The sequence below is a fragment of the Mycobacterium paraintracellulare genome (assembly GCF_000276825.1).
GTDB lineage: Bacteria > Actinomycetota > Actinomycetes > Mycobacteriales > Mycobacteriaceae > Mycobacterium > Mycobacterium intracellulare.
Window position 1 is genome coordinate 5039435 of the sequence record NC_016948.1, and the last position, 19146, is coordinate 5058580.

Genomic DNA, 19146 nt, shown 5'->3' on the forward strand with positions numbered 1-19146 from the left:
GAGTGCCGCCATTCGAATCGTCTGGGGAGCGGCGGGTGCGGTTTTCGGATAATGCGCGGCGGAGCCTGGCCGGTGGTTCGCTGCTGCTCGTAGCCCTGTTCGCCGGCTCCGGGCTGGTGTCCGGCTGCAGCTCCGTCATCGGCGGCCGGCCGGTGGCTTCGCCCGGGGCGGGCGCGGGCGAACCGTCCTTCCCCACGCCGCGATCCACGCCGTCGCCGCCGTCGGCCACCGCCGCTCCGGCCCCGACGGCTCCGGCCGCGCCGACGGGCCCCACGAATCCGGCCGGCGCCATCCCCCTGCCGCCCGACCAGAACGGCTACGTCTTCATCGAGACCAAATCCGGCGTGACGCGCTGCCAGATCAACAAGGACACCGTCGGCTGCGAGGCGCCCTTCACCAACTCCCCGCTGCAGGACGGTGAGCACGCCAACGGCGTCAGCGTCACCACCGGCGGCAAGGTGCAGTGGGTGCTGGGCAACCTCGGAGCCATCCCGACCGTCAAGATCGATTACCAGACCTACGCCGCCCAGGGCTGGACGATCATCGCCAACGTCGACGGCACCCGCTTCACCAACGACCAGACCAAGCACGGCATGTTCGTCAGCATCGACAAGGTCAACACGTTCTAGGGCGGTAACCTTGTCGACGGCGTGGCGGGGGGATCGGTCTGCCGCGTGATGTCGCCGACCAGCTACCGGTGCTCGCTCAGTCCCGGCCTAACCAAGAAGACCTCACGACTCCATGCAACTGCGCTACATCAGCGTCGCGGCGCTGATCGCCGAAGCCGGTGGCGACCCGTGGGCGATCAATCAGAGCCTGCAGGCCGGTAGCCCGTTTCAGATTGCTCAGCTGGCGGAGGCGTTTCTCAAGGCGGGCCGATGCACCGCCGAGGCCACCAATGCGTTCGACCAGGCCCGTAGCCGCTTCGACGCCGCGTGGAACCATCAGAATGGGGATCATCCGATCAACGGCTCCGCCGAAGTGCAGCGCGTGACGAAATCCCTTGGGGCGCAGTCCTTGCAGCTGCCCAAGATCGGTGCGGACCTGGAAAACATCGCTGCCAATCTGGCCGAGGCGCAAAAGACGGCGGCCGGGCAGATCGCGGCCCTAGAAAGTCAGTTGCAGCAGCTGGACGGCTTCATCGGCCAAGCGGTGGAGCTGGAAAAAGATCCCACACTGACCGCGGAAGACCGACACGCGCTGGATGCGTTTATCAGCGGCCGCGAAGACGACGCCATCCGCGACACCAAAGCAGCGCTGGGCCAGCTGCAATCCACCCGCAACGGCTACGCCAACTCGTTCCAGAACGCAATGGGGACCCTGCACGCGGACGGATACGACCTCACGGCCCCCCAGGCCGGGCCCGCCCAGGGAGCGGCCGAGCAGCCCAGCGGCGGCGCGGCCGAGCAGCCCGGCGGCGGTCCCGCGTTGGCCCCGACGAAGGGCGAGGTGCTGACCGGCGCCGCGGGCGCGATCGCCGGCGGTACCGCCGACGGTGTGCGCGGGGCGACGACCAGATTGATCGCCGAGTCCCCCGGTACGGGTCCCGGCAAGGCTGATCCGGGCTTGTTGAGATGGTTCGAGGATCCGAAGATCGGCGGCATCGAGCTGAAAGGCTTCTCCCGCGTCGGCGGGGTGGTCGCTGCGGCCAGCGCGGTGCCCGCCGTCATGTCCGACATCCATGACGGCAACTCGGTTTCCGAGGCCGTCACCCGGGAGTCTGTCGGAACCGTGTTAGGGCTGGGCCTGGGCACATTGGCAGGAGACGCGGCTGCTGGTGCAGCGATCGGTTCGGTCATTCCGGGGGCGGGGACGGCCCTTGGCCTGGTGGTGGGCGCGGGCGTGGGAGCTATCGCCGCTTGGGGTGGATCGAAGGTGGTCGGAGAAGTCTGGCATCCGGTCGCGGATGCGGTCGGGAGTGCGGTGCACGGCGTGGAATCGGTTTTCGGATTCGGGTAGGTCGGCGACGATGCGATTTGATGAGTTCATAGAGAAGCACGGCGTTGCAGTATCCCCGGTCGACCGATTCGCCGGGCTTGTCGTGGAGGTCGGGGTACCACAGGGCTGGGAACCGTTCGATTCCGCAGTCGGAGCCCGGGTATGGGTTTGTCGCGCCGACCCGTGCATCGACACATTCGGCGCTAACGCGGTGTTGACGATGCATCGTGTCGAGGCCGCTTTGGACCCCGCCGAAGTTTTCGCGATGCTGGTGGAGCAGCAGCTGCAGTCGACTCCGGGATGTCACGAGGTGCGCCGTGAACTCGGCCCGGCAGCTGAATCCATCGGAATTCAGGGGTTGCTGGCGATGAAGATTATCCATGAGCTCGGCGCCATCGACAGTGTGTCACGATCGCGGATCATCTCGGCTGAACAGGAGACACTGATTGCGCAACTTACGGTGACCGCGCTAGATGATTCACCCGTGCGGCGGGAAAACGTCTGGCTGTCTGTACAACTGGGTGCCGCGCCGGCAGGTCCGGCGCCCGTCACCGCAACACGAGACCGTCACTGATGATCAACGGCGAGACGAGCGGCCAGTGGCGGCGGGGACTGCGGTACATCTTTGGCGCGGCTCTACTCCTTCTTGCGGCGGTAGCAACTTCGGTCGGAGTTCAGTGGTACCTGTCCCTGATCGCATTCTGCGCGGCACTCATGTTCATCCTCGGAAGACGCCGAATTTTTCGGGCGGGAGTCACCCGGGCGGGCGACGAGATTATTTGTAGATACATCCCGTGGTACGAGGGAAATGTGTACGTCTTGAACGTGCTGTTCCCATTGCTCGCTGTCGCAGGTATCGGCGCGGGCAGTGCACCCGGCAATCCCGCGTGGCTTCGGTTCATCGGAATCCTTCTGCTGGTTCTGACGCCCATCTTCGTTTCCAGCGCGGTATGTATGTGGCGCCGGTGCCTTCTGTGCATTTCGCCCTCGGTGTTGACGGTGCGCCTGACTGCGCCGAAAGAAGAGTTGACCGAAATAAGCCGTGAGTGTGTCGTGTCGATCGAGCCCAAGATCGTCCCGAATGGTGTGAGCGGCCAGTCGCTGCAAGTCGCAATCAGCTACCGCGCAACGGGTTTGAGCAGCGAGTCCAAGACTGTGCTGCTCGGCCTGCAGTTGACCATCCAGCCGATTAACCTTCTTAACGCACTAATCGCCTGGAAAGACGGCGCCCACGAAAACCCGTGCGAGCTACTGGATCGGGTCGAAGGGATCCTTCGGGGCAATCGACAGTGACCACACGAGGCGGTCACTGATGGCCGGCGGCGAAGCAAAAGGCCGTTGGTGGCGCGTGCTGCGCTATTCCTTCGGCGGCGCGCTGTGCCTATTGGCGGGCATAAATGTGCTGGTTGGGTCGGCTTGGTATCTGCCTGTCGGCGCCGCTGCGGTCGGCGTCGGCATCATTTATGGGAGCGGCCGCCGAATTTTCGGCGCCGGGGTCAGGCGGACCGGGCAGGAGATTGTCTGCCGCTATCTTCCGTGGTACGAGAGCAACCCATACATGGCGACCTTGCTGTTCCCCCTAATCGCGTTCGCCATGATTGGCGCAGGATGTGCACCCGGTAATCCGGCGTGGCTGTGGTACGGCGGGGTCATTCTGCTGGCCATCTCTGCCTTATTGGTGGGAGTCTCCCTCTGGATCTGGCGCCGATCCCTTCTCCGTATCACCCCCGCGGCGTTGACCGTGCGGATCGCAGAGCGCGGCAGTGAGTTGACCGACATCCGGCGTGAGCATGTCCGTTCGATCGAGCCAAAGCTCGTCCCGAGCGTGGCGGCCGGTACCGAGCGGTTGCAAGTCGAAGTCGCCTACCAGCCAGCCGATGTCAGCGGCGAGGCGACCGCGACGGTGATGCTCGGGATGTATCTGAGTGTTCAACCGAGCAACCTCCTCGACGCCCTCGCGGCCTGGAACAACGGCGCCCACGACAACCCGAGCGAGCTGCTCGACCGGATCGAACGGATCCTTCGGGGCCGGTCAATGGCTGGCGTGTGACCGCGCCGCACTGCTGCCCGAAAAGACGTGCCGCGCAAGCGTATTCGTCAGCGTGCGAAGTCAGACGGTCGGAATTTCCCCTCCGCCAGGTTCTTTTCGATTTCTTCCAGGCTTTTACCGGTGAGGTCGGGCATGCGGAAGAATACGAAGATCCACGCCGCCACGTTGAACAACGCGTAGAGCCACATCGAGGGTCCGACCCCGATCGCATTGATGAGCGACAGCAGCGTCAGCGTGATGAGCAGGTTGGTCCCCCACAGCGTCGCCGAATGCACGGCGGTGCCCTCCGGTCGCACCGCCAGCGGATAGGTCTCCGAGCCGGTCAGCCATCCCATCAGCTGCAGGCCGCCGGCATTGAACACCATGAAGGCGATCAGGGAAATCATGATGTAGGCGATCACATCGTGGCCGCTGTCGGCGGTGACGAAGATCAGGCCGAGCGCGAACAGGCTGATCGCCGCGCCCGGCACCATGATGAGGGTGAGCCGGCGCCGGCCGACCCGGTCGATAATGGCCAGCCCCACTAGTTGGGCGATCACGTACGTCGCACCCAACATCACCGACACCAGCAGAGCCACGGACCGGTACACGCCGTCGTCAGTCAGGATGGTCGGCGCATAGTAGATGATCATCTCGATGCCGCTGAGCTGGGTGAACACCGCGATGCCACAACCCAGGACCAGGGCCGGGCGCACCCAGGAGTCGCGCAGCCCGCTCCACCCGCGGGTGCTGGCCTTGCGTTCCATGCGCGCGAGTTCGGTCGCTTCGTCCAGCTCGGCGCCCACGTCGTAGCCGTCGGGCCGGACCCGCTCCAACACGGCTCGCGCGGCGTTTCGATCACCTTGCTTGACCAGCCAGCGCGGACTTTCCGGGAGGCGCAGCAACAGCCACAGCATGATCGCGGCGGGTACGCACGCGATTCCGGTCGGCCCCCGCCAGGAGACCGAGTCGAAGACCCCGATGAGGTTAGCGGCGAGGATGCCCACCCCGATGGCGATCTGGAAGCACAGCACCAACCGCCCTCGGTAGGCCGACGGCGAGAGCTCGGCGACATACATCGGGGCCGTCTGGGTCGCCCCGCCGACGGCGAAGCCCAGGACCAGCCTTCCCAGCGACAGCACTACGACATCCGGCGCGTCGGCACACCACAGCGCGCCGACGATGAACAGCACCGACAGCATCAACAGCGTGCCGCGCCGGCCGAACCGGTCGGATAGCCAGCTGCACGCCAAGGCCCCGACGATGGCGCCGAGCAGGATGCTGGCGGCGACCACCTGCTTCCAGGCCGCGGTGAGGTTGAACTCCTCGGTGAGCTGCAATAGGGCCCAGGAGATGACACCGGTGTTGTAGCCGTAGAGCAAGCCCGAGATCGCCGAGACGAGCGCAATGACGACCACGGCGCTCGTCAGTTGGTTTCCCGCCTCCGCGACGGCGCCGACTGCACCGTGCGACGTTTCCTCGTGAGCCGCAGCTGCGCACTTTGCCGGGTCGGTCCCATCGGGCGACTCCGCCGCGCGACGGTGCTGGCTCGCCGCGGTCGGGGCGTCGTCGCCGGCTTCTGACCACCATTCGCGGTCTGTGGGATCGGCGGCCATTAGCAGGGCCGATCGTTGTAGCAGAGACGACGAACCCGGGGCGCATGGGCGGGCCGGCCGGGCATCGTGATCGCCTCCCTACCCTGCGCTCGGATTGCATGGCCGCTCGCCGCGGCGCCAGGACCCAATGTCATACCGGGCGTCGCTGCTGTGACGGCGGGTACGTGTCGGTCGCTGGCGGCTCACTCGCCGGCCTGCCCAGCCCGGGAGGCGCCGCAGTTGATGTGGGCTTGCCGTTCGACCTCCACATCGATTCGGGAAAAGAGACTGTCACGAATATGTTGGTAAGTCAAAAGCGATGGGGCGGTCGAACTGTGCTGTACTGCAATATCATTCGTCCGGAAATGGTGTGGCGGGTGTGTTGAGCGCCACAGTCTGGCGGTAGGCTGTGGACCCTGAGTGCACGCTCTGTGTGGGAACCCGCACCCCTCCTTCTGAGCGACGCGACCGCCCCTTAGGGGTTGGCATCAGCAGGCTGGCAGGTGCGGTCAGTACCATCGGTGCCGTGGCATCCAACGGTCCACGCGATGACTTCCACAATCGGCCGACCCAGCATGCCGATTTCGGCATGAGCGAGCCGCCGACCGGTGAAGTCCCGCCACCGAACTTCCCGCCCCAGCCGCCCCACGGGTTCGAGCAACCCCAGGGCTTCGACCCGTTCGACCAGGAACCCGAGCCCACGCCCTGGTACCGCAGGCCCGCGATGCTCATCGCCTGGTTGATTTCCGTCGTCATCCTGATCGGCCTGATCGTCTTCGGGATCATCGAGCTCATTCACGACGACCAATCCGTCAACCACGTCCCCAAGTCGACGACGAGCACCACCACGACAACGACAACAACGACGCCGTCGACCACGACGACCACGACCACCACCGAGTCCAGCAGCAGCGCCGAAGAGCAGCCGCCGGCCCAGCAGCCGACGCAGCAGCAGCCCACCGGGCAACAAACGCAGCAGCCCACGCATCGCCACCATCTGCCGCAGCTGCCGCCGGTGATCACCATTCCGCAGGTGCCGACGGTCATCACGGTTCCGCCGGGCCTGCGTTAGCGAGTCGGCGGCAGGCCGATCACGCTCGGCGACGCGGCGCCGGCGGCGCCCTAGACTCGCTGCAATCCACGGGACTACTGACACAGGGGTGCGGACATGAGCCAGTCGCTCGGGCTATCGATCGGGGTGGCCAATCTAGTGGCGGCCCGCGCCGGCACCGCCCCGGTCACCCGCAGCTCGGTGGTCACCCTGTTCGAGCACCGTCCCACCGAAGTCGGCCTGCCGGAAGAGAATCCGAACCTGACCGCACCCGGCCTGGTGCTGCGCGGGTTCGTCGAGCGGGTCGGCGACCGGGCCCCGCTGGTGGCGGCCGACGGCACCAAGTACCTGGGCGCGGCGCTGACGGTCGAGGCGATCGAGGCGATGGCCCGCACGGTCGGCTACGGGACACCGATCAGCATCGCGGTCCCCGCCTACTGGTCCGACGAACAGTTCGCGGCGCTGCGCGACGAGTTCTTCGCCCAGTCGGATCTCGCGCGCGGTGGGGTCGCGCCGATGCTGGTTTCCGACGCCACGGCCGCGGTGGCGGCCCTGCGCGGCACGCCGGGGTTTCCCGCCGACGGCGTCGTCGCGCTGTGCGACTTCGGTGCCGGCGGCACTACCGTCACGGTGCTGGACGCCAATGCCGGCTTTGCGCCCGTCGCCCCGGCCGTGCGGCACACCGACTTCTCCGGCGACGCGATCGATCAGCTCATCGTCGATCACCTGCTGGCCTCCGATGTCAGCACCGCCGTCCTGGGCGGCGGCGCGCGGATGGGATCGCAGACCCGCCTGCTGGCCGCCTGCCGGCGCGCCAAGGAACAACTGTCGACCGCCGCGGTGAGCACCGTCGCGGGGGCGTCCGGGGAGTCCACCCAACTGACCCGCACCGAGTTCGAGCAACTGATCTCCCCACCGCTGGACCGGTTTGTCACCTCGCTGCAAGACACGTTGCGGCGCAACGGAATTCCGAACACCAACCTGCGCGCCGTGGCGATCGTCGGCGGGGGCGCAAGCATCCCGCTGATCACCGCGCGGTTGTCGCAGCGCTTCGGGGTTCCGGTCCGCAGCGCGGCGCAGCCGGCGTCACTCGCCGCACTCGGCGCCGCGGCGCTCGGTGCGCAGTACGCAGCGGGGGGCGCCGAAACCACCGCGGCCGCCGCCGTGGAGACGCCGACCGAAATGGTCGGCACCGCGGGAATCGGGGCCACCCAGGCCGCGTGGGCCGCCCAGGCCACCGATGTGGATGACGCCCTGGCGTGGTCGCAAGACGCCGACTCCGACGAGCCGGTGCCCTATACCGGCCGCGACGCAACCGGCGAATATGCCAGCGAGGCACGGGAATTCGAGTACGCCGAGCAGGGCGGGCTGCCCTGGTACAAGCGCACGGCGCTGGTGTTGACCGTCGTTGGGGCGGGGGTGGCGGTGCTGGTGGCCGCGGCACTGGCGATCGGCCTGTTGATGACGAAGTCCACCCCGGCCCCCCCGACGTCCTCGCCCAACCCACCGCCACCACCACAAACGGTGACCATCACCGGGCCGAACGACAGCACCACCGTCACCGTCGTTCCGGCTCCGCCGCCACCGTCCAGCGAGGCGCCGGCCACCACGACCACCACGACACCGCCGCCGGAGCCGTCGACCACGACGACGACACCCCCGCCGAGCACCACGACGACCACCACCGCGCCGCCCACCACGACATCGCAGGCGACCACCACGTCCGCGGCGCCGACGACGACCACCCGGGTGCGACCCCTGCCGCCGATCTTCCAACCCCCATTCGGGCGCTGACGCGAACGATTGCGTCTGGCCGGAAAAGGGCTCCGAAAAGGGTCATTTAACGAAATTTGGTGGCGCTGGTCACTCCGACAAACGTCACACCCGGCGAACGGGTATCAACTAGCAGGCCAGAGGCGCCGACGAACCCGAAGTTAGGGCAGCCTTTCTCGCGCCGAAAGCCGCGAAGATGTAACTATGAGCGGGGCTTAAGCAGGCAAATAAAGCACAGGCCGAATTATCTATGCATTGGGGAGACCTTCTGTGACAACGCAGATGCTCATCAGGCTGGTCGTGGGCATGGGCATGACGCTGGTCGTGGCCGCGCTCGCCGCACGACGGGTCCTGTGGCTGTTCAAGCTGATCACGTCCGGCAAGCCGGCCCCGGGGCACACCGACGAACCCGGCAAACGAATCTGGGCCGAGCTCTCCGAGGTCTTCGGGCAGCGCAAGCTGTTGAAGTGGTCGATCCCCGGCCTGGCGCACTTCTTCACCATGTGGGGCTTCTTCATCCTCCTCACGGTCTACATCGAGGCCTACGGGCTGTTGTTCCAGGACAACTTCCACATCCCGTTCATCGGGCGGTGGGACGCGCTGGGCTTCCTGCAGGACTTCTTCGCCACGGCCGTCTTCCTCGGCATCGCCACCTTCGCCGTCATCCGGTTGATGCGCAGCCCGAAGGAGATCGGCCGCTCATCCCGGTTCTACGGCTCGCACACCGGCGGCGCCTGGCTGGTGCTGTTCATGATCTTCAACGTCGTGTGGACCTACGTGCTGGTGCGCGGATCCGCGGTCAACAACGGCACGCTGCCGTACGGCAACGGGGCCTTCCTGTCGCAACTGTTCGGCGCGATCCTGCGCCCGCTGGGGCAGCCCGCCAACGAGATCATCGAAACGGTGGCCCTGCTGCTGCACATCGCGGTCATGCTGGCCTTCCTGATCATCGTGCTGCACTCCAAGCACATGCACATCTTCACGGCGCCGATCAACGTCATCTTCAAGCGGCTGCCCGACGGGCTCGGCCCGCTGCTGCCGCTCGAGCACGACGGCAAGCCGATCGACTTCGAAAACCCGCCCGACGACGCGACATTCGGGCGCGGCAAGGTCGAGGACTTCAGCTGGAAGGCCATGCTGGACTTCGCCACCTGTACCGAGTGCGGGCGCTGCCAGTCGCAGTGCCCGGCGTGGAACACCGGCAAGCCGCTGTCCCCCAAGCTCGTCATCATGGACCTGCGCGACCACTGGATGGCCAAGGCGCCCTACATCCTGGGTGACAAGGAGAGCCCGCTGGAGAGCACGCCGGCGGGCGGGCTCGGCGAGGAGCTGTCCGGCGAAGAGCACGCCGAGGCCCACCACGTTCCCGAGTCGGGCTTCGGCCGCGTCATGGGTTCCGGCCCGGAGCAGGCCACCCGGCCGCTGGTCGGCACCGAGGAGCAGGGCGGCGTCATCGACCCCGACGTGCTGTGGTCCTGCGTGTCCTGCGGCGCCTGCGTCGAACAGTGCCCGGTGGACATCGAGCACGTCGATCACATCATCGACATGCGCCGCTACCAGGTGATGATGGAGTCCGAGTTCCCCTCGGAACTGTCGGTGCTGTTCAAGAACCTGGAAACCAAGGGCAACCCGTGGGGCCAGAACGCGTCGGACCGCACCAACTGGATCGACGAGGTCGACTTCGACGTGCCGGTCTACGGCGAGGACGTCGACAGCTTCGACGGCTACGAGTACCTGTTCTGGGTCGGCTGCGCCGGCGCCTACGACGACAAGGCCAAGAAGACCACCAAGGCCGTCGCCGAGCTGCTGGCCATCGCCGGGGTGAAGTACCTGGTGCTCGGCACCGGCGAGTCCTGCAACGGCGACTCCGCGCGCCGCTCGGGCAACGAGTTCCTGTTCCAGCAGCTGGCCGCGCAAGCCGTCGAGACCCTGGACGGGCTGTTCGAGGGCACCGAGACCGTCGACCGCAAGATCGTGGTGACCTGCCCGCACTGCTTCAACACCCTGGGCCGCGAGTACCGCCAGCTCGGCGCGAACTACTCGGTGCTGCACCACACCCAGCTGCTCAACCGGCTGGTCCGGGACAACAGGCTGGTGCCGGTGACGCCGGTGTCGCAGGACATCACCTACCACGACCCCTGCTACCTGGGCCGGCACAACAAGGTCTACGAGGCGCCGCGTGAGCTGATCGGTACGTCGGGGGCGAACCTGACCGAGATGCCGCGGCACGCCGAGCGCAGCTTCTGCTGCGGCGCCGGCGGCGCGCGGATGTGGATGGAAGAGCACATCGGCAAGCGGATCAACCACGAGCGTGTCGACGAGGCGCTGGCCACCGGGGCCACCACCATCGCCACCGCGTGCCCGTTCTGCCGGGTGATGGTCACCGACGGCGTCAACGACCGGCAGGAGGAGGCCGGGCGCAGCGGTGTCGAGGTGCTCGACGTCGCCCAGATCCTGCTCGCGTCCCTCGAATACGACAAGGCGACGCTGCCCGAAAAGGGCACGGCCGCCAAGGAAGCCGAAAAGCGGGCGGCCGCGGCGCCCAAGGCCGCGACGGCCACGGCGACCGCACCCGCCGAAGAGGCCGAGGAGGCTCCCGCCGAGGCGGCCCCGAAGGCCGCGGCCGCACCCGCCGCTCCCGTCAAGGGGCTCGGGATCGCCGGCGCCGCCAAGAAACCCGGGGCCAAGAAAGCCGCGCCCGCCGCGGAAGGCAAGGCCGAAGCGGCCGCCCCGGTCAAGGGGCTGGGCATCGCCGGCGGCGCCAAGAAACCCGGGGCCAAGAAGGCGGCACCGGCCAAGGCCGAGGCACCTGCCGAAGCGGCCGCGCCCGAGGCCGAGACCGAGGCCAAGGCGCCCGCCGCGCCCGTGAAGGGCCTGGGCCTGGCCGCGGGCGCCAAGCGACCCGGCGCCAAGAAGGCGGCCCCGAAGGCCGAGGCCCCCAAGGCCGAAGCACCCGAGGCGGAAGTGGCACCGGAAGCCGAACCCGAGGCCAAGGCACCCGCCGCCACGCCCGTGAAGGGCCTGGGCCTGGCCGCGGGCGCCAAGCGACCCGGCGCCAAGAAGGCGGCCCCGAAAGCCGAGGCGCCGAAAGCAGAAGCCGAGCCCGCCGAACAGGCGCCGGCCGAGCCGGCACCGAAAGCGGAGCCGGCAAAGCAGGCCGACGGCGACGACGCACCGTCGCAGCCGCCGGTCAAAGGCCTGGGCATCGCCCGCGGGGCGCGACCCCCGGGCAAGCGCTGACCTGCGATTTTTGCGCTTGACAGCAAATTTCAGTGGACAGTGATGGCACCATTGGTGATGTGACCACCCACCAGCTGCCTCATCAGCTGCCACCGCACCCGTCGGCCCATCACCGGCAGCAGCGCACTTTCGCGCAGTCGTCGAAGCTCCAGGACGTCCTGTACGAGATCCGCGGCCCGGTACATCAGCAGGCCGCGCGGCTGGAGGCCGAGGGTCATCGCATCCTCAAGCTCAACATCGGCAACCCGGCGCCGTTCGGCTTCGAGGCGCCCGACGTGATCATGCGCGACATGATCCAGGCCCTCCCGTACGCGCAGGGTTACTCCGACTCGCAGGGCATCCTGCCGGCCCGCCGCGCGGTGGTCACCCGCTACGAGTTGGTCGACGGATTCCCCCGCTTCGACGTCGACGACGTCTACCTGGGCAACGGGGTCTCCGAGCTGATCACGATGACGCTGCAGGCCCTGCTCGACAACGGTGACGAGGTGCTGATCCCGTCACCCGACTACCCGCTGTGGACGGCGTCGACGTCGCTGGCGGGCGGCACCCCGGTGCACTACCTGTGCGACGAGACGCAGGGCTGGCAGCCCGACATCGCCGACATGGAGTCCAAGATCACCGACCGCACCAAGGCGCTGGTGGTGATCAACCCGAACAACCCGACCGGCGCGGTGTACACCAGCGAAGTGCTCACGCAGATCGTCGAATTGGCGCGCAAGCACGAGCTGCTGCTGCTCGCCGACGAGATCTACGACAAGATCCTCTACGGCGACGCCAAGCACATCAACCTGGCCTCGCTGGCGCCGGACATGTTGTGCCTGACGTTCAACGGGCTGTCCAAGGCCTACCGGGTGGCCGGGTATCGGGCCGGCTGGCTGGCGATCACCGGGCCCAAGGACCACGCCGGCAGCTTCATCGAGGGGATCAACCTGCTGGCCAACATGCGCCTGTGCCCCAATGTCCCGGCGCAGCACGCGATCCAGGTCGCCCTGGGCGGCTACCAGAGCATCGACGACCTCGTCCTGCCCGGCGGCCGGCTGCTCGAGCAGCGCGACGTCGCCTGGACCAAGCTCAACGAGATTCCGGGGGTGTCCTGCGTCAAGCCGGACGGCGCTCTCTACGCCTTCCCGCGGCTGGACCCCGAGGTCTACGACATCGACGACGACGAGCAGCTCGTCCTCGATTTGCTGCTGCAGGAGAAGATTCTGGTCACCCAGGGCACCGGCTTCAATTGGCCCGCACCGGATCACCTGCGCATCGTGACCCTGCCGTGGGCCCGCGATCTGGCGGCGGCCATCGAGCGGCTGGGCAACTTCCTCGTCGCCTATCGCCAGTAAGCACCCAGGAAAACGCCTCTACGCTCGACCGGGTGACGCACTCCCACTCGCACAGCCTGCCGCCGGGCCCGTCCGGCATCGATCCGTTGCCCGCCAGGATCGTCGTCGGGCTGCTGGTCGCGATCGGAGTGGCGGTGGCCGTCGGCGCGATCCTGTTGTGGCCTAGTCGGCAGCGCGTCGACATCCCGATGCCGCTGCAGAACGCGTCCGGCGGCGCGGTGAGCACGCAGGCCGGGCACGTGCTGTCCAGTGGGTTGGGCGACTGCGGCAGCCCGTCGGTCAGTCAGGTCCTCACCGGCCCGCCCCAGCCCGCAGCGCCCGGCGCCGGGCGCTGCGTGTTGACCCAGGTCGCCGTCGATTCCGGGCCGAACGCGGGCGCCACCACCCTGCTCGAGTCCTCCCCTGGGCCGGGTCAACCGAAATTTGCGGTGGGCGACCGCATTCGGGTCGTGCGCCAGGTCGACGACCAGGGCGCCACCAGCTACGCGTTCTACGACTTCGAACGGGGTTGGGCGCTGGTCGGTTTGGCGATCGCGTTCGCGGTGGTGATCGTGGCCGTGGCGCGCTGGCGCGGGCTGCTCGCGCTGGTGGGCATCCTGGTCGCGTTCGTGGTGCTGGTCATGTTTCTGCTGCCGGCCCTGCGGGACGGCGCCCCCGCGGTGCCGGTGGCGCTGGTGGCGTCGGCGGCGATCCTCTACGCGGTCATCTATCTGGCCCACGGGGTCAGCCTGCGGACCAGTGCCGCGCTGCTGGGCACCCTGTCGGCCCTGCTGCTCGCAGCCGGATTATCTTGGGCGGCAATACAATTGGCGCATCTCACCGGTCTGTCGGACGAGCAGAACACCACCGTCAGCGCGTACCTGGGCAACGTGTCGATCGGTGGCCTGCTGCTGGCCGGTTTCATCATCGGGTCGCTGGGTGTGCTCAACGATGTGACGGTGACCCAGTCCTCGACGGTGTTCGAGCTCGCCCGCCTCGGGGGCTCGCGGCGAGCGATCTTCGTGGGCGCCATCCGGGTGGGGCGCGATCACATCGCCAGCACGGTCTACACGCTGGTGCTGGCCTACGCGGGCAGTTCGCTGCCGCTGCTGTTGCTGTTCAGCGTCGCCAACCGCTCGCTGACGGACGTGCTGACCGGGGAGAGCGTGGCCATCGAGATCGCCCGGTCGGCGGTGGGCGGGATGGCGTTGGCGCTGTCGGTGCCGCTGACCACGGGGATCGCGGCGGTGCTGGCGAAGCCTAGCGGCGGTCGCAAGCGCGGCGAAGCCGCGCGCAGCGGGCCGCCGCTACCGGCCTAGTGAAACCGGCTCCGCTCCAACAGGTTCAGCAGATAGGAGCCATACCCGGACTTGAGCAGGCTGTGCGCGCGCTGCGCCAATTGTTCATCGGTGATCCAGCCCTGCTGCCACGCCACCTCCTCGGGCACGCTGACCTTGAGGCCCTGGCGTCGTTCCAGCGTGCGGACGAAGTCGCTGGCGTCCAGCAGCGAGTCGAACGTGCCCGTGTCCAGCCAGGCCGTGCCGCGGGCCATCACCTCGACCGAGAGCCGGCCCCGGTTGAGATAGATCTGGTTGACCTCGGTGATCTCGTACTCGCCGCGCGCCGATTTCTTGAGCCCCTTGGCGATTTCGATCACGTCGTTGTCGTAGAAGTACAAACCCGGCACCGCGTAGTTGGATTTCGGTGTCTTGGGTTTCTCTTCCAAGGACAGCGCCAGGCCGTCGTCGCTGAATTCGACCACACCGTAGGCCGACGGGTTGGCCACCCAGTACGCGAAAACCGCTCCCCCGCTTATGGTTTGGAATCGGCGCAAGCTGGTGCCCAGTCCCGGTCCGTAGAAGATGTTGTCTCCCAACACCAAAGCCACCGACTCGTTGCCGATGTGGTCGGCGCCCAAAACGAACGCCTGGGCCAGACCGTCGGGCCGGTCCTGTGTCACGTAGGTGATGTTGACGCCGAATTGCGAGCCGTCGCCCAGGAGCCGCTGAAATCCCGGCGCGTCATGCGGGGTGGTGATCACCAGGATGTCGCGGATTCCGGCCATCATCAGGGTGGACAGCGGGTAGTAGACCATCGGTTTGTCGTAGACCGGCAGCAACTGCTTGCTGATGCCCGTGGTGATCGGATGCAGGCGGGTGCCCGACCCGCCGGCCAAGATGATTCCGCGCATGGATAGCTCCTGTGCCTGTGGTCCTGGTCTGGCCCTAGTCGACGGCGTCGGATTCGGTGAGCTCGGTGGCCGCCAGCGCCGACGCCAGGCTGTCGTGCCGGAACACGGAGGTGACGTGGTCGCGCACCACCCGGAACGTCAGCGCGGCGTCGGTGGCGGCCCCCGGATCGCCGGTGCTGCCGGGTTTGAGTTCGACGGCGACGACACCGTCGTGCACATACATCCGGCCGAGCTCGGTCGCCGGCCGGTGCGAGGCGGCCCAGCTGCGCAGCGCCTCGTGGCCCTGTGCGGCCCCGTGCGCGTCGCCCATCTCGATGTCGTCGCTGGACAGGGAGGCCAAGGTCTCGATGTCCGCGGCGTTGAGGGCGTCGTGCCATGCCAGAACGGTGGCGATCTCCGATGTGGTCATGGTGTGCAAATTACCGTGCGGCGCCGCGGCTAGAGCGGCGTACGGTCCAACCAGCGCTCCCACACGGCTTCGTCCCCGAACAGTTGGACGCCCGTGTCGGCCAGCGGGCGCCGGCGCAAAATCGCCAGCAGCAGCTCGGTGGCGCCGCCGCGCAGTGCCACGCTGCCCTTGCCGTGCTCGTGCGACCACGTGACCCGGCCCTGATCGACGGCGGCCGTCCACTCCCCGGCCTCGCCGAGGCCGGCGTCGGTGGCATGCAGGTGCAGGGTGGTCCCGTCCTCGAGGGGAAGCGGCGCCCCCTGGCCGCCCGCCTGGATCGCGACCCGCTCCAGCCATTCGGTGATCCCGTCGGCCGCGATGTCGGGCTCGAGGGCGAAATCGGTGCCCAGCGCGATCGCGGCGTCGGCCCGATGCACGACCACCTCGTGCAGCCGGCGCCGGATCCACCAGTTCGCCGGGCGCGGCCCGAGGAACGTCCAGACCGGCGTCTCCACCCCGGTCAGCTCGACGGCGTCCACCAGCCGCTGGGCGCCGCCGTGGAGCCAGGAGATCGCGTCGGCGGGGTCGGGCGGCGGCTTGCCGCCCTCCACGGTGCGGGGGTCGAGGTAGCTCTCGAGCCGGTCGCGCACGATCTGGGCCGCCCAACGGTCGCCGCGCCCGACGTGGCGGAACAGCTGCCGCAGGGTCCACTCCGGGCAGGTGGGCACCGGCGTGGACTCGTCGGCACCGTCGAACAGCTCCGCGAAAGCCCGGTTCTCGTCGAGGAATGCGCCGGCATAGTCCACGCCGGTCAGGCTACTCGCGTGGGCCGCGCCCGCTCGCCTTGCCGTGGGGATCCCGCGCCCTGCAGACTGTCGTCGATGACGAGGCGATGGACCAGGTGCCGTGCTTGCTGACAGCGCGGGCCTCCCGGACGCGCACGCGGCGATCCGCGCGTTTTGGGAGCGCGAGGGTTCGGAATATGACCAGCGGGCCGCGCACGGTATCTCCTCGGAGCCGGAACGTCGACTGTGGACGGCGGCGCTGAGCGCAATCCCGGAGCGTTCGCGGGTGCTCGATATCGCCACGGGCACGGGCTTTGTCGCGTTGTTGCTGAGCGAGCTCGGCCACCGGGTGACCGGCGTGGATGCCTCCGAGGCGATGTTGGCCCGGGCCCGCGCCAAGGCCGCCGCCACCGCCGCGACTGTCGAGTTCGTGGAGGGTGTCACCGAAAAGCTGCCGTTCCCCGACGCCAGCTTCGACGCGCTGACGGCGCGGCACTTCATCTGGACCTTGCTCGAACCGGAGAAGGCCTTCGCGGAGTGGCGGCGGGTGTTGGCCCCGGACGCGACGCTGATCGCCGACGTCTCGCTGAACCCGCACGTGGCGGGCCACCATTACGCCGACGACGTCGCCGCCGCGTTGCCGTTTCGCGCGCTCTCCGACGCTGCTCCGGTGGCCGACGCGCTCCGGGCGGCCGGGTTCGAGCACGTTCGGATCGACCTTTCTCAAGATGGCGGGGAATACCCCCGAGCCATGCTGCACGCCCGGGCCGGCCAATAGCGCCGAGCCGCAAAATATTTCATGACGGTGACGCGCGCCGGGTTCCTCCGAAATCGGGTTGTGCCGCGTAATCAGTTGCTTTCAAGCTGATTTCAACCGTCGTCAATCGCGCCCGATGGCGCTGAACTGGGCAGGGGCTCCGGACGGTCGTACTCGCCGCGATGCCCCACTCGCGCCGGTCATTTCGATCGCCGGCGCGGGTGCGCGGAGCTTGACCGGCCGACCATTCGGAGACCTCGATGACGATCGCAGAGCAGGAAAGCACCCGGGCGGTGACCCCGCCCGCAGAGGCGGCACCCGTCCCGGGCATGCGCCGGGTGGCGTTGGCCAGTCTCGCCGGCAGCGTGCTGGAGTGGTACGACTTCTTCCTCTACGGCTTTGCGGCCACCCTGGTCTTCGGTCCGCTGTTCTTCCCGCGCGCCTCGGCCACGGCCGGAGTGCTTGCCGCACTTGGCACTTTCGCGGTGGGGTTCGTCGCCCGCCCTTTGGGCGGGGTCGTCTTCGGGCACTTGGGTGATCGCCTTGGACGCAAGAAGATGCTGGTGGCAACGCTTTTGATCATGGGCATCCCGTCGTTTCTGATGGGGTTGCTGCCCAGCTACAGCGCGATAGGGTGGTCGGCGCCCGCGCTGCTGGTGTTGTTGCGGTTTCTTCAGGGGGTGGGGCTCGGCGGCGAATGGGCCGGCGCGGTCCTGGTGGTCACCGAGACCAGCCCGCCACACCGCAGCGGTTTCTGGGGATCGCTGGTGCAGACCGGGGCGACGCTGGGCCAGGGGTTGGCCACCGGCTCGCTGTTCATCCTGGCCTCGTTGCTGAGCGAACACAGTTTCGTGACGTGGGGTTGGCGGGTGCCGTTCCTGTTCGGGATCGCGCTGAGCGTCGTCGGCCTGTTCATCCGGTTGCGGGTGATGGAATCGCCGGAGTTCACCGCGCTGCACCGCAGCGGCGAACTGTCGCGTTTCCCGTTGCGCGAGGCCGTTCGTCAGCACGGCCGCACCATGCTGGTCTGCTTCGGGGTCTATTTGGGCGGCGTGACCGTCCCGTTCTTCGTCGAGACCGTCTTTCTCACCGGCTACGGCACCAAAAGCCGTGCCCGGCCGGCCTCGTCGGTGCTGCTGGGAATCTCCGCCGTGCACGTCACCGTGTTCTGGGTGCTGACGCTGCTGGGCGGCTGGCTCGCCGATCGGGTCGGCGCGCCGAGGGTGGTCCGCGCGGGCCTACTCGGATTGCTCGTGTTGCCGACGGCGGGGCTGCTGGCCGTCCTCTCCGCCTCGTCGACGGTGGCGGCGCTGCTGATCACCGAGACCTTGATCGGCGCGCCGATGTGGGTCGTGTGGGGCGCGTTGCCCAAATACCTCGCCGAGTCCTTCCCGGCCCGGGTCCGCTACACCGGAATGTCGTTGTCCGGCCAGAGTTCCACCATCATCGGCGGACTCATCCCGTTGCTGCTCACCTCGGTGGTCGCCCACGTGGGCGGGGCGTTGTGGCCGGTAGCGCTGACCACCACCGCGGTGGCGGCGTTCGGGGTGCTCGGCCTGCTGTGGTCGCACCGGAGCCGGTGAGGTCGGGCCCACGCCCTGTCAGGCGGCCCCGAAGAACTGGCCCTCCAACGGCTCCGATGGGCGCCCGTCCGGGCCGACCGGGATGTCGCCGACCAGCGTGATCCGATGCAGCACGCGCTCGTGATCGAGATGCTCGAAGTCGCGCGGCGCGAGATGCAACGTGGCCCGATTGTCCCAGAACGCAACGCTTCCCGGCTCCCACTTGAATCGAACCGAATACTCCGGGCGGGAGATCTGCTCGAACAACAGGTCCAGGACGTGACGACTCTCCCGCGGGGACAGGTCGACGATCTCCTTGGTGAAGAACTGGTGGACATACACCACGCGCTCGTTGGTCTCGGGGTGCACCCGCACCACCGGATGGATTGCCGCCAACGGCTTGCCGCGAACCAGCTCGCCGATCTTCTCGGCGCTGCGTTCGAATGCCAGCGTGGCACCGAACCGGTGCTCGCCGGGAAGCCCGTCGATGAAGCCACGCACCAGTTGTGAAAGGCCTTGGT

17 protein-coding genes are annotated in these 19146 nt (G+C 67.9%); 12 read left to right on the forward strand and 5 right to left on the reverse strand.

All coding sequences use genetic code 11. The features are described from left to right. Positions 1–35 precede the first annotated feature (35 nt). The 5 genes from OCQ_RS23465 to OCQ_RS23485 all read left to right on the forward strand — a co-directional run bounded on the left by OCQ_RS23465 (position 36) and on the right by OCQ_RS23485 (position 3988). Positions 36–629, forward strand: a complete 594-nt coding sequence (locus tag OCQ_RS23465) for a hypothetical protein (RefSeq protein WP_014385935.1) — start codon at positions 36–38, stop codon at positions 627–629. A gap of 112 nt (positions 630–741) precedes the next feature. Then, positions 742–1959: a putative alpha/beta hydrolase gene (locus OCQ_RS23470; RefSeq protein ID WP_014385936.1), complete on the forward strand. Its 1218-nt coding sequence runs from the start codon at positions 742–744 to the stop codon at positions 1957–1959. A 10-nt stretch (positions 1960–1969) separates the two neighbouring features. Continuing rightward, positions 1970–2512, forward strand: a complete 543-nt coding sequence (locus OCQ_RS23475) for an LpqN/LpqT family lipoprotein (protein WP_041785263.1) — start codon at positions 1970–1972, stop codon at positions 2510–2512. Next, the gene (locus tag OCQ_RS23480; RefSeq protein ID WP_014943047.1) at positions 2512–3231 is read left to right on the forward strand and encodes a hypothetical protein; all 720 of its coding nucleotides are present in this window, start codon (positions 2512–2514) and stop codon (positions 3229–3231) included. The genes OCQ_RS23475 and OCQ_RS23480 overlap by 1 nt, the downstream gene beginning before the upstream one ends. Positions 3232–3250: 19 nt before the next feature. Further along, entirely contained in the window at positions 3251–3988 is a 738-nt protein-coding gene (locus OCQ_RS23485; RefSeq protein ID WP_014385939.1) for a hypothetical protein, read from the forward strand. Positions 3989–4035: 47 nt separating this feature from the next. On the opposite strand, the gene OCQ_RS23490 is transcribed toward OCQ_RS23485, so the two are convergent. Then, the gene (locus OCQ_RS23490; protein ID WP_232065624.1) at positions 4036–5385 is read right to left on the reverse strand and encodes a sugar porter family MFS transporter; all 1350 of its coding nucleotides are present in this window, start codon (positions 5383–5385) and stop codon (positions 4036–4038) included. A gap of 703 nt (positions 5386–6088) precedes the next feature. Here OCQ_RS23490 and OCQ_RS23495 point away from each other — a divergent pair. From OCQ_RS23495 to OCQ_RS23515, 5 genes are all read left to right on the forward strand, one after another. Beyond that, positions 6089–6634 (forward strand): hypothetical protein, encoded by a 546-nt coding sequence (locus tag OCQ_RS23495; RefSeq protein ID WP_014381310.1) that lies wholly within the window; start codon positions 6089–6091, stop codon positions 6632–6634. A gap of 96 nt (positions 6635–6730) precedes the next feature. Further along, positions 6731–8407 (forward strand): Hsp70 family protein, encoded by a 1677-nt coding sequence (locus OCQ_RS23500; protein ID WP_014385941.1) that lies wholly within the window; start codon positions 6731–6733, stop codon positions 8405–8407. Between the two features lie 249 nt (positions 8408–8656). Further along, entirely contained in the window at positions 8657–11626 is a 2970-nt protein-coding gene (locus OCQ_RS23505; protein WP_014385942.1) for a (Fe-S)-binding protein, read from the forward strand. Positions 11627–11658: 32 nt separating this feature from the next. Beyond that, positions 11659–12963 carry a pyridoxal phosphate-dependent aminotransferase gene (locus OCQ_RS23510; protein WP_008261567.1) on the forward strand — a complete coding sequence of 435 codons (1305 nt, stop codon included), beginning with the start codon at positions 11659–11661 and terminating at the stop codon, positions 12961–12963. Between the two features lie 32 nt (positions 12964–12995). Next, complete coding sequence (locus OCQ_RS23515) at positions 12996–14261, forward strand: YibE/F family protein (RefSeq protein WP_014385944.1); 1266 nt, start codon at positions 12996–12998, stop codon at positions 14259–14261. Here the strand turns inward: OCQ_RS23515 and rfbA are convergent. Genes rfbA through OCQ_RS23530 form a run of 3 tightly spaced genes read right to left on the reverse strand, consistent with a single transcriptional unit; the run spans position 14258 to position 16327 of the window. After that, on the reverse strand, positions 14258–15133 hold the full coding sequence (rfbA, locus tag OCQ_RS23520; RefSeq protein WP_008261569.1) for a glucose-1-phosphate thymidylyltransferase RfbA: 876 nt from the start codon (positions 15131–15133) through the stop codon (positions 14258–14260). The genes OCQ_RS23515 and rfbA overlap by 4 nt on opposite strands. A gap of 34 nt (positions 15134–15167) precedes the next feature. Next, positions 15168–15542, reverse strand: a complete 375-nt coding sequence (locus OCQ_RS23525; RefSeq protein ID WP_009954015.1) for a nuclear transport factor 2 family protein — start codon at positions 15540–15542, stop codon at positions 15168–15170. Between the two features lie 29 nt (positions 15543–15571). Continuing rightward, a complete protein-coding gene (locus tag OCQ_RS23530; protein WP_014385945.1) occupies positions 15572–16327 on the reverse strand; it encodes a maleylpyruvate isomerase family mycothiol-dependent enzyme in 756 nt (251 codons plus the stop codon). Between the two features lie 100 nt (positions 16328–16427). Here OCQ_RS23530 and OCQ_RS23535 point away from each other — a divergent pair, with 100 nt between their 5' ends. Together OCQ_RS23535 and OCQ_RS23540 are read left to right on the forward strand one after the other, a co-directional pair. Then, positions 16428–17084, forward strand: coding sequence for a class I SAM-dependent methyltransferase (locus OCQ_RS23535; protein WP_014385946.1), 657 nt, complete (start codon positions 16428–16430; stop codon positions 17082–17084). A gap of 239 nt (positions 17085–17323) precedes the next feature. Further along, on the forward strand, positions 17324–18646 hold the full coding sequence (locus OCQ_RS23540; protein ID WP_014385947.1) for an MFS transporter: 1323 nt from the start codon (positions 17324–17326) through the stop codon (positions 18644–18646). 18 nt (positions 18647–18664) lie between these two features. On the opposite strand, the gene OCQ_RS23545 is transcribed toward OCQ_RS23540, so the two are convergent. Then, complete coding sequence (locus OCQ_RS23545) at positions 18665–19126, reverse strand: TauD/TfdA dioxygenase family protein (RefSeq protein ID WP_014385948.1); 462 nt, start codon at positions 19124–19126, stop codon at positions 18665–18667. Between the last annotated feature and the right edge of the window lie 20 nt (positions 19127–19146).

Coding starts and splice junctions, on each gene's coding strand:
- OCQ_RS23470 (WP_014385936.1), top strand. CDS start 742: ATGCAACTGCGCTACATCAGCGTCGCGGCGCTGATCGCCGAAGCCGGT.
- OCQ_RS23525 (WP_009954015.1), bottom strand. CDS start 15,542: ATGACCACATCGGAGATCGCCACCGTTCTGGCATGGCACGACGCCCTC.
- OCQ_RS23480 (WP_014943047.1), top strand. CDS start 2,512: ATGATCAACGGCGAGACGAGCGGCCAGTGGCGGCGGGGACTGCGGTAC.
- OCQ_RS23475 (WP_041785263.1), top strand. CDS start 1,970: ATGCGATTTGATGAGTTCATAGAGAAGCACGGCGTTGCAGTATCCCCG.
- OCQ_RS23500 (WP_014385941.1), top strand. CDS start 6,731: ATGAGCCAGTCGCTCGGGCTATCGATCGGGGTGGCCAATCTAGTGGCG.
- OCQ_RS23540 (WP_014385947.1), top strand. CDS start 17,324: ATGACGATCGCAGAGCAGGAAAGCACCCGGGCGGTGACCCCGCCCGCA.
- rfbA (WP_008261569.1), bottom strand. CDS start 15,133: ATGCGCGGAATCATCTTGGCCGGCGGGTCGGGCACCCGCCTGCATCCG.
- OCQ_RS23485 (WP_014385939.1), top strand. CDS start 3,251: ATGGCCGGCGGCGAAGCAAAAGGCCGTTGGTGGCGCGTGCTGCGCTAT.